Source organism: Bacillus salitolerans, assembly GCF_042680805.1.
Taxonomy (GTDB): domain Bacteria; phylum Bacillota; class Bacilli; order Bacillales; family SA4; genus Bacillus_CJ; species Bacillus_CJ salitolerans.
The window spans coordinates 124,995-126,637 of the sequence record NZ_JBHUEM010000028.1 but is presented as its reverse complement, the minus strand read 5'-3'; the positions used below and the strand labels follow the sequence as shown (position 1 = coordinate 126,637).

The following is a 1,643-nucleotide window of genomic DNA, read 5'->3' as shown; positions in this document are numbered from 1 at the left end:
AAAATGCCACATATATTTATTACCTTTTCCTGCAATAATTGGTCGAGCTTCGGCCTCTCCTTCTTTACCAGAGCCAACTAAAAAGCCAATTCTTCCTTCCTCACCTAGCAAAACATACTCTCCTTTTGTTCCATCACCAAATGTAACAGGAATATTAAACGTTGGACTTACTTCCCAATCCTCTTTTATCACTGTTTCTGTTTTTTCTGAACAACCTACTAAAAGTCCGATTAAAAATGTACATAAAATTATTTTTTTCATATTAACCCTCCTTTTGTAGATAGACGAAATTTATCATCTTTTTATTTCTGAATACTCTAGCTACTGTTCAAAAAAATAAATAGTATCAGCTGTAGCTAATCACAATCTCTAATTCCATTCTCGCCACCCGTTAACTTAATAAGAAATTTGCCCAATTTCTTGCCCTTCCCACTAACTCTTTAACAAATTTCTGTTTTTCAGTTTGATACTTATAATGATTTTCAGGAAACTGTTTTGCTAATTTTATTTTTAAATCTCCATATCTTTTAGCATCCTCTGGGTGTTTCATTAAATATTTTTTAAAATCCAAATGTATTTTTATATTTTCATTACCGACTTGGAAGATATGTACATGGTGAGTCCTATTTTCTTTCCCCTTCGGTAAGTACCTTCTTCCTGATATTCCATTCTCGCCTTTAGGTTCATAGCCCACTTTTAGTAACTCTTCATTGTATAAATCAATATTTTCAATATCTTTAACAACAATCAAAATATCTATTATTGGTTTTGCATAACCTATTGCTTGTACAGACGTACTTCCAATGTGATATATATCAACCAATTCATCTTATAATATTTCTTTTAGTAATTTCTCTTCTTTTCTATATGCTATTTCCCACTCTTTAGTCCAAGGAAGTATATTGGTTATTCTCAAGAATTATTCCCCCTTTATAATGCATTCCTTATTAAAGATTTCTGCTCCTTTACTTCAATAAAATAGGAGTAATCTCCTTCTTGAAGATTCGCACCCTTATCTTGAATAAGCATACCTACCTGATATCAAAAATACCCAGATTGATCATTAGGAAAAATACAAACAGCACCTCAGGAAATGCTTTCCCATACGGTGCTGCTCAAAACAGGCTGATGTGATAGCCTGTAAATTTTATTAAACCATAACGGGTATGGTTTTCATTTCATAGATTTTTTGGAGAGTATCGACATGCTTCCTCTTCTCGTCATCATCCTCTGTGTGGAGATACCCCTCAACAAGCCTGTACCCGAATACGAGAAGGATTATCTCGTAGACACAATGATCAGAAATTCGTGATACATCCGCATACTCCGAAAAGCCTTTGTAATACGCAGGGATGGATCGTTGGTAGTGTTCGACCATGTTATCGATATCCGGTTCATCCGCAATCAGGCTTGCGAGATCCTCGCCCAGGTAGCCCCATCCGCTAGTGTCCCAATCGATAAGCGCGAAATTCCCATCAGCATAGATAAGATTGGTTACCCAAAAGTCTCGGTGACATAGCACGAGGGGCAATTTTTCAATACGGGCGAATATCTCGTCTGCTTGCTCATCGATGTCGATAAGCATTTGCCGCACGGACAGTGGCAATTCGCAGTCTTCCGATCGTATATAATCGTACACGACC

At 36.5% G+C, this 1,643-nt stretch carries 3 protein-coding genes; all 3 read right to left on the bottom strand.

The window, feature by feature from the left end:
• A partial coding sequence (locus ACFSCX_RS16225) for an EexN family lipoprotein (RefSeq protein WP_465252672.1) occupies window positions 1-261 on the bottom strand: 261 nt, incomplete at its 3' end.
• Between the two features lie 130 nt (window positions 262-391).
• Entirely contained in the window at window positions 392-823 is a 432-nt protein-coding gene (locus ACFSCX_RS16220; RefSeq protein WP_377929296.1) for a GrpB family protein, read from the bottom strand.
• A 327-nt stretch (window positions 824-1,150) separates the two neighbouring features.
• A partial coding sequence (locus ACFSCX_RS16215) for an aminoglycoside phosphotransferase family protein (RefSeq protein ID WP_377929295.1) occupies window positions 1,151-1,643 on the bottom strand: 493 nt, incomplete at its 5' end.